The 8,246-nt window shown below is 56.7% G+C and carries 7 protein-coding genes; 2 read left to right on the top strand and 5 right to left on the bottom strand.

The features are described 5' to 3' along the window. Nucleotides 1–285: 285 nt before the first annotated feature. The 5 genes from A7P99_RS03190 to hscB form a co-directional block, all read right to left on the bottom strand. Nucleotides 286–573 (bottom strand): putative quinol monooxygenase, encoded by a 288-nt coding sequence (locus A7P99_RS03190; RefSeq protein ID WP_067447306.1) that lies wholly within the window; start codon nucleotides 571–573, stop codon nucleotides 286–288. A 285-nt stretch (nucleotides 574–858) separates the two neighbouring features. Beyond that, nucleotides 859–3,711 carry an aminomethyl-transferring glycine dehydrogenase gene (gene gcvP, locus A7P99_RS03185; RefSeq protein ID WP_067527931.1) on the bottom strand — a complete coding sequence of 951 codons (2,853 nt, stop codon included), beginning with the start codon at nucleotides 3,709–3,711 and terminating at the stop codon, nucleotides 859–861. Between the two features lie 492 nt (nucleotides 3,712–4,203). Beyond that, nucleotides 4,204–4,665 carry a recombination regulator RecX gene (gene recX / locus A7P99_RS03180; RefSeq protein ID WP_067447302.1) on the bottom strand — a complete coding sequence of 154 codons (462 nt, stop codon included), beginning with the start codon at nucleotides 4,663–4,665 and terminating at the stop codon, nucleotides 4,204–4,206. Further along, a complete protein-coding gene (locus A7P99_RS03175; RefSeq protein WP_067527929.1) occupies nucleotides 4,652–5,350 on the bottom strand; it encodes a phosphoglycolate phosphatase in 699 nt (232 codons plus the stop codon). Before A7P99_RS03175 ends, recX begins: the two co-directional genes overlap by 14 nt. Nucleotides 5,351–5,448: 98 nt before the next feature. Then, nucleotides 5,449–5,949: a Fe-S protein assembly co-chaperone HscB gene (hscB, locus tag A7P99_RS03170; protein ID WP_067686457.1), complete on the bottom strand. Its 501-nt coding sequence runs from the start codon at nucleotides 5,947–5,949 to the stop codon at nucleotides 5,449–5,451. A 202-nt stretch (nucleotides 5,950–6,151) separates the two neighbouring features. Between hscB and prmA the strand changes: the two genes are divergently transcribed. Next, nucleotides 6,152–7,045: a 50S ribosomal protein L11 methyltransferase gene (gene prmA / locus A7P99_RS03165; protein WP_067447297.1), complete on the top strand. Its 894-nt coding sequence runs from the start codon at nucleotides 6,152–6,154 to the stop codon at nucleotides 7,043–7,045. A 249-nt stretch (nucleotides 7,046–7,294) separates the two neighbouring features. Further along, entirely contained in the window at nucleotides 7,295–8,110 is an 816-nt protein-coding gene (locus A7P99_RS03160) for an MJ0042-type zinc finger domain-containing protein (protein WP_067447295.1), read from the top strand. Nucleotides 8,111–8,246 lie beyond the last annotated feature (136 nt).

Genomic DNA, 8,246 nt, shown 5'->3' with positions numbered 1-8,246 from the left:
AAACGAACCAGCGCCGATGATAGTGCGGATACCCGTGCGAAAGTAGGACACTGCCAAACACCTATTTACGACACCTGCCTGATGGCGGGTGTTGTGCTTTGTGGGAGTATGATGAAAGGAATGGAAATCCGGGATAGCGGTACAGTGTGAGTTGGAAAAGGAAGTGGGGATAAAGAAACGAGAGAGAAGAGGAGACGAAGAAATGGGTGAGGAATGGAACGAGGAAAGGAGAGAGGCTAGCTGAATGTTAATATTCAGCTAGCCTCTCTTACTTTGGATGAAAAATTATTTGATCTGTGTATAGAGTTGGATAACCGGGGCTTTTTCGCAGGCTTCTACCAAGGTTGGCACAATGCGGGTAAAGTGTGCAGAAGCGGAATGGGTATCCAATACAGCCTGGTTTTGCCATAGCTCGATGAAGCTGACTTGGTTGGGTTGTTGAGTATTTTGGTATAGGTGGTAAGATAGGCAGCCGTTTTCCTTGCGGGTTTCGGCAATCAATTCGTCGCAGTGTTGCAGGAATTTATCCAGTTCGGCGGGTTTAACTTCGAATTGGGCAACTACAGTAATCATAATGACTCCTTGGTGTTGTTTGGATAGATGATTGGTAACATTTGATTTAGGCTACCTGAAAGCAGTGTAACAGATTTTCTAGTTAAAGCACCGATTTATTCATACCTCATGCATTCAGCTTGCTGTGCTCCCATATTGCTTACTGTTTTGCTACTTTGTACGTAAAATGGGCATAGTCATGGCTAGTTTCTTTGGTTTTATTTCGCTTTATATAAGGACAATAAAGGCTACCTGAAAATTTGATTTCAGGTAGCCTTTCTTTTATGGCAGGGTTAATGCCTATGCTTAGCTTTCATAGTGCTCGATGCTAGGGCAAGAGCAAACCAAGTGGCGGTCGCCGTATACATCGTCGATACGGTTTACGCTCGGCCAGAATTTGTTTTCGCGCACATAGGGCAGGGGGTAGACGGCTTCTTCGCGGCTGTAGGCACGTTTCCACTCGCCGGTTACATCGGCGGCGGTGTGCGGTGCATTGACCAGCGGGTTGTCGTCTTTCGGCCATTCGCCGTGTTGCACTTTGAGCGCTTCCTGCTTAATCTGTTTCATCGCAGCGATGAAGCGGTCGAGTTCGGCCTTGCTTTCGCTTTCGGTGGGTTCGATCATCAGCGTACCGGCTACGGGGAAGGACATAGTCGGGGCATGGAAGCCATAGTCCATCAGGCGTTTGGCGATGTCCACTTCGGTGATGCCGCTTTCGGCCTTGAGCGGGCGCAGGTCGATGATGCATTCGTGCGCCACGCGGCCGTTTTTACCGGTGTAGAGCACCGGATAATCGGCGGAGAGCTGCTTGGCAACGTAGTTGGCGTTGAGCAGGGCGGTTTCGGTGGCTTGGTGCAAACCGTCTGCTCCCATCATGCTGATGTACATCCAAGTAATCGGCAGGATGCTGGCGGAGCCGTAGGGTGCGGCAGATACGGCGCCCATGCCCACGGTGGCGCCTTCTACCGGTGCCACAACATGGCTTGGCGCAAACGGAGCAAGGTGGGCTTTCAAGCCGATGGGGCCCATGCCAGGGCCGCCACCACCGTGCGGGATGCAGAAGGTTTTGTGCAGATTCATGTGCAACACGTCGGCACCCACTTCGGCCGGCTGCATGATGCCGACTTGGGCGTTCATATTGGCGCCGTCCATATACACCTGGCCACCGTTCTCGTGGATGATGCGGCAGATGTCGCGGATGCCTTCTTCATACACACCGTGGGTGGACGGGTAGGTAATCATCAGCGCGCCCAACGTATCTTTATACTGTTCGGCCTTGGCTTTCAGGTCGGCAATATCCACGTTGCCGTGCTCATCGGTATCCACGATCACAATCTGCATACCGGCCATGTGGGCGGTAGCGGGGTTGGTGCCGTGGGCAGAGCGCGGAATCAGACACACGTTGCGTTCGGGGTGGCCTTGCGCTTCGTGGTAGCGGCGGATGGTAACCATGCCGGTGTATTCGCCTTGCGCGCCGGAGTTGGGTTGGATACAGATGGCGTCGAAGCCGGTAACGGCCTTGAGCTGCTCTTGCAGGCCGTGTATCATTTCCAGGCAGCCTTGTACTTGTTCGCGCGGGGCAAACGGGTGCACATTGGTGAATTCCGGCCAGGTAATCGGAATCATCTCGGCGGTGGCATTCAGCTTCATGGTGCAGGAACCGAGCGAAATCATGCTGCGGTTCATGGCCAAGTCGCGCTCTTCCAGTTTTTTCAGATAGCGCAGCATTTCGTGTTCGGTGTGGTAGCTGTTGAACACGGGGTGTTGCAAGATGGCACCTTTGCGCTGCAGGTTTTCAGGTAGCCTGCTGGCGGGCGCGTTCTCGGGCAGGGCAGCCGCCTTGCCGGTGAACAATTCAACCAGTTGGGCAAACTCTTCGGCGCTGGAGGTTTCGCTGAAGGCGGCAGCCAGCACGTTCTCGCCAATGCGCAGCAGGTTGAAGCCAGCATCCAGCGCTTTTTGGTACACGCCGTCGGCTTGCGCCTTGCTGCCGAAATCCACGGCCACAGTATCGAAGAATACCGAATGCACCACTTTGCCGCCGGCAGCCTGTACCGCATCGGCAAAAGCAACAGCCAGCGCGTGGATACGGCGGGCGATGCGGTTTACGCCTTCGGGGCCGTGATACACCGCATACATACCGGCCAAGTTGGCCAGCAGCACTTGCGAAGTACAAATATTGGAATTGGCTTTTTCGCGGCGGATGTGTTGCTCGCGAGTTTGCAGCGCCATACGCAGTGCCTGCTTGCCGGAGGCATCCACCGATACGCCGATGATGCGGCCGGGAGCGGAGCGTTTATCTTTGTCTTTAAATGCGAAATAAGCAGCGTGCGGGCCGCCGAAGCCCATCGGGATGCCGAAGCGCTGGGTGCTGCCCAAGGCAATGTCAGCGCCCAACTCGGCGGGTGCTTTCAGCAGCACCAGGCTCATGATATCGGCAGCCACGGCCACCACTGCGCCTTTGGCTTTCACAGCGGCAATCACATCGCCCAAGTCGGCCACGTCGCCGTCTTTGCCCACATATTGGAATAGCGCGCCGAAGTATTCGCCGTTGCGGGCGGTGTCGAAATCGCCCACCACCAGCTCAAAATCGAAATATTTGGCTCGGGTTTTGATCACGTCCAATGTTTGCGGGTAAACGCGTTCGTCTACAAAGAATTGGTTGGATTTGGATTTGCCCACGCGGCGCGCCATGGTCATGGCTTCGGCAGCGGCGGTGGCTTCGTCGAGCAGGGAGGCGCCGGCCAGCTCGAAACCGGTGAGGTCGATACACACCTGTTGGAAGTTCAACAACGCTTCCAAACGGCCTTGCGACACTTCGGCCTGATAGGGCGTGTAGGCGGTGTACCAACCCGGATTTTCCAGCACATTGCGCAGAATCACGTTCGGCAGGCGGGTGGGGTAGTAGCCTAGGCCGATATAGCTTTTATTGATACGGTTTTTGGCGGCGATGCCCTTAAGCTTGGCCAAGGTATCGGCTTCGCTTAATGCTTTGGGCAGCTGCAGCGAACCGGGCATACGCACGCTTTGCGGCACGGTGTGCTCCACAAAACTGCCTATATCTTTTTCGCCCAGTGCGGCCAAAAGGGCGGCGCGGTCAGATAGGCTGAGATGGCGGCCAATAAAATCGTTGTGGTGAAAGAGTTCGTTAAACTTCATGATCCTGCATCCTTTCTGCTTGCTCGGTGGTAAGGGGGATTGGAACAGATAGTTATATTGTAGCCTAAATCAGAGTGCTTGCGGCGGATGAGGCAAATATTCTGTCATTTTCTGCCGATGGTTTTCAGGTAGCCTCAGCGGGGAAAGCGGATAGATGATTTAGATGGCAATGATTTCTATGAGTCAGCGGCGGAAGAGGTGTACGCCGTGCAGACGGAAGGGCGGATTGGGGTGCTCGGCCAGCAGGTATTCCCGCCTATTTTATTGATAATGGCGAAGTAGGCCTGTTGCTGCCGTAGCGGCAAATGATTTACAACGTTACTGCTTTGAATTGTGCTCAAAGCAAGGGAAATGGTTTCAGGTTGGCCGACAGTGAGTACGATAAGTTTGTTGAGGTTGATATTTTTCAGGTATCCTTTCCCAGATGGGCTATGCACTGCCAAAAGGCTACCTGAAAATACCGAACGGGTTCTTTACAGGTAGCCTTTCTGCCTACTCCTTCCACTCTTCTTCGTCCTGCCAGGCTTTATCCAGCGCGTGGCGGATGGTGTCGTGGTCGAAGCCGCGGTAGGCGAGGAAGCGGGCGGCGCGTTGCTGTGCGGCGAAGTCGGCGGGGGGGTGTTTGAACTTTTTGCGCAGCACGGCGCGGGCGGTGGCGCGTTCGCTGTCGCGGCCGGGCAGGGCGGCTTCGATGAGCTCGCTGTCCAGCTTTTGCTGTTGCAGGCCTTGGGCGAGGCGCAGGCGGCCGTAGCGGCTGCCTTTGCTGTATACGTAGTTTTCGGCGTAGCGCTGGTCGGATTGCCAGTTGCGTTCGGCAAACTCTTGCAGCAAAGCGTCGATTTCGGCGGGGTCTTCGGCGTAGGGCGCGAGTTTGCGCCGCAGTTCGGCCTGCGACATTTCCCGCCGCGACAACAAATCTAAGGCGCGGCTGCGCAGGGATTTAACGGCGGTCATCGGGGCGCAGGCGGTCGTAGATTTCGGGTAGGATGCTCACGATCCAATCTGGGCGGGTGGCGGGATCTTCGGCCAGTTTGTCCATATCGGCATAGCCGTAGCGCACGCCGATGGCAAAGCAGCCGGCGGCTTTGGCGGCCAGGATGTCGTTGCGCGAATCTCCCACCATCGCCATGTTTTCCGGCTTCACGCCCAATACTTTGGCGGCGTGCAGCAGCGGCGCGGCATCCGGTTTGCGCTGCGGCAGGGTGTCGCCGCCCACCACGAGGCTGAACAGGTCAGCTAGGCCTAGGCGGCGCAGCAGTTCGGCGGCCCAGGCTTCGCGTTTGTTGGTGATCACGGCCAGCGGGATGTCAAGGGCTTTCAGGAGCTGGAGGCCGGTTTGCACTTCGGGGTAGATGTAGGTGTGGCGGTCGAGGTGTTCGGAATAATGTTGGGCGAACACGGCGAAAGCACGCTGCCACATCTCGTCGGGGGCTTGGCCGTCCGGGTCGGCAGTGAGGGCACGGTGCACGAGTTTGCCCACGCCGTCGCCCACATAGGACATCATCAGTTTTTCGTCGAGTAGGGGTAGGTTTTCGCTGCGGCGGGCTTCGTTGGCGGCAGCAGCGAGGTCGGCAAGGGAATCGACTAATGTGCCGTCTAAATCAAAGGCGGCGGCGTGAATTTCGGGGCGGGTATTCATTGAGTGGCCTCGGAGGTTTGATAAAAAATGATAGCGGATTTTAGCATGAGGCAGATAATAAGAAGGCTACCTGAAAGTTTCAGGTAGCCTTTTTAGGATTACAACGCAGCGTGGATTTCCTGCCGGATTTTATCGAGGAAACGGCCTTGCGGAACAAGTTCGGCGGCTTGGGCGTAGTTTGCCTGCCGAAAGGCGGTGCTGAGTTTGGCCAGCAGCCTGGCCTCTTCGGCAGCCACTTGGTTGTCCAGGGCGGCAAGCCGTTCGGCGGAGTTTGCGGCGCGGGCGGCGGCCAGCTCTTCGCGCCATTCCATTTGCTGCATCAGAAACTCGGGATCGAAGGCGGTGCGCTCTTCGGAATCGGCCTGAATGCCTTGCGCCTGCAGCAGCAAAACGGCGCGTTCCAGCGGCCGGCTGAGGCGGCGGTAGGCTTCGTTTACGGCGGCGACCATCATCACGGCCTGTTTCTGCTCGAAGGCGGAAGCGGTGGCAGTTTTGTCGGGATGGAAACGAGCGGCCAGTTGGCGGTAGGTTTGTTCCAGCGCGGCGGGGTCGAGGTCGAACTGCGCGGGCAGGTTGAAAAGTTGGAATTCGCGGGGCATGTGTGTGCTTTCAGGTAGCCTTTTCTAAAGATGAAATATTGTATAGGCAAACGCCAAGATGAGGCTACCTGAAAACGGCGGCGGGCGGTTTGGGCGCAGCTTGCCGCATCTGCTTTCAGGTAGCCTGCAAGCGCCGCTGCTGGCGGAAGGGCGGCGGCTTGCTATACAATACGCGCCCTTACCGTTTGAAAGAAATGCGATTATGCCCTACCAACAAGCCAGTATTCCGATTGGTGCCGACCGTGCCGAGCAGTTTTCCGATGCTTTAATGGCCGCCAGCGCATTGTCGGCCGCGATTGAAGATGCCTATGCCGGCACAGACGAAGAACAGGCTATTTTCGGCGAGCCGGGCGAAGAAAACGGCCAAATTTGGCAGCGCAGCTTGGTGATTGCCCTGTTTGATGAGCAATGCAACGTAGCTGCCGCTGTAGCGGCCGCGGCCAAGGAATGCCGGTTGGAAGTACCGCCCTACCGCATCGAGCAGCTGCCGGAGCAGGATTGGGTACGCCTCACGCAATCGCAGTTCGACCCCATCCGCATTTCCGGGCGGCTGTGGATTGTGCCCACCTGGCACGATATTGCCGACCAATTGGCTGTAAACCTGCGGCTCGATCCCGGCTTGGCTTTCGGCACAGGCAGCCATCCCACCACCCGGTTGTGCCTGCAGTGGCTCGATGAGAATATCCAAGCTGCCGACCGCGTGCTCGACTACGGCTGCGGCTCCGGCATTTTGGCTATTGCCGCGCTCAAACTCGGCGCTGCCGCCGCCGACGGCGTGGATATCGATGAGCAGGCTATTGTTGCCAGCCGCAGCAATGCCGAGCAAAACGAAGCCGCCGCCCGTTTTTTCCTGCCCGACGACTTGCCGGAAGCGGAATACGATGTGGTGGTAGCCAATATTCTGGCTAATCCGCTGCGCCTGTTGGGCGGCATGCTGGCCTCACGCACCAAGGCGGGCGGGCGGATTGTGCTTTCCGGCATTTTGGAAGAGCAGGCCGAAGAGCTAAACGGCATCTATAGCGAATGGTTCGATATGCAGCCGCCGGTTGCCGAAGGCGGCTGGGTGCGTTTGGTGGGCGTACGCAAAGCCGGATAACCCGCCGGTAGTGCCATAGAGCCGTTTCGAATAGGAGTGAAACCGGGTAAGTCAATGCCGCGTATCCTTCTTTTTTGGAACGGCTAAATTCATGGCAAATGGTTTGCGAGAGTGAACCGCCAGCATAAATCCTCTGCAAAATATACAAAAAACCGACAGTTAGCCGCTAAAAGGCTACCTGAAAATGGTAAAAGCGCATTAATTTTCTTAAAATAGCGGCCGAAACATCAGTATTTGGATTGCCGACACATGAAAACCGTCAAACTCAGTTGCCCCCGCTGCCAAGCGGAGAATCATTATGCCGTAGCCGATTTGCAGGCAGCCAACGGGCGGGTGCAGTGCAGCCAGTGCCGGCATGCCTTCACGGTAACGCGCAAGCCAAAAGCCCAGAGTGCGCCCGCTGCCAAAGCCGAGATTCTGCAGGAAGACGTGATTCACGCCAAAATGCCCTTGCGCGAAAAACTCGCCCGCCTCAAACAACAATCTGCCGCCTTGGCGGCACAGCAGGCCGGGCAAGATGCCGACGAATCCCTGCACACTCAGAAAAAACCGCTGGCCGCCGAGCTGGACGAAATCGACAGCCGCCTGCGCCGTCAGCGTATGGCCTTGGATAACGACACCGGCCAAGCCATGCCATTCAAGCTGGCCGAAGCCGAACACAATACCCACAGCGCCGATGCCATCGAAGCCCTGCTGCAACGCTCCGCTGCCACCCCGCCGCCGCCCGCCGTGCTGCCCAGCATCGACACCCTGCTCAAAAGCGCGCAATCTGCCGCTGCCGGCCATGGGCAAACCCAAAACATCCACATCCAGGCCGAGAGCTTGGTGTTCAACTTAGTATCCGGCCGCGACCCCGGCGGCATCCAGCTGCCTGCTGCAGCCAAGCTGCCCGCCGTTATCGACCAGCCCGCCGACAACCTGCTCTCTGCTCCTTCCGGCCCTCCGAATGTTCCTGCATCTGCTGCTGCCGTACACAGCGAATTCAACTGGACGCTGGCTTCGCTGGCCGCGCTCACAGTATTGATTATGCAGCTGTTTTACTATTTGCTGATTATGAAGCACTAAATCACAGCGCCGAATATGAGAAGGCTACCTGAAAACTAGAAAAACTGGTTTTCAGGTAGCCTTTTATGATTTTGGAAGCAAGGGCTATTTCCTGTTTAACCGGCGTGGTTTGCAGGACTACCTCGATTGGAATAAG

It is taken from the genome of Eikenella sp. NML120348 (genome assembly GCF_001648435.1).
Taxonomy (GTDB): Bacteria; Pseudomonadota; Gammaproteobacteria; order Burkholderiales; family Neisseriaceae; genus Eikenella; species Eikenella exigua.
The sequence above is the reverse complement of the archived record's forward strand: the minus strand, read 5'-3'. Positions and strand labels throughout refer to the sequence as shown.